The 242-nt window shown below is 62.0% G+C and carries 1 protein-coding gene; it reads left to right on the forward strand.

Annotated elements, in window-relative coordinates:
- On the forward strand, positions 1-242 hold a 242-nt coding region (locus tag ACZ3HH_RS31010), incomplete at both ends, for a thiamine pyrophosphate-dependent enzyme (protein ID WP_465810540.1).

A 242-nucleotide genomic window follows, 5' to 3' on the forward strand; every position in this document is an offset into this window, starting at 1 on the left:
GCAAGGAATGGCCGGGCATCACCATGTGCATCTTCCGCAACTACCAGTGGGGTGCCGAGAAGCGCAATTCCATCCTCTGGTACGACAACAACTTCGTCGGTACCGAGCTCGATCCGCACCTTAGCTACGCGAAGCTCGCGGAAGCTTGCGGCCTGAAGGGCGTCGTGGTGCGCACGCAGGCGGAGCTGACTGCGGCGCTCAAGGAGAGCTGCGAGGCGCAGAAAAAGGGCCAGACGACGTTC

It is taken from the genome of Pseudomonas sp. PME37.24/025, assembly GCF_055556615.1.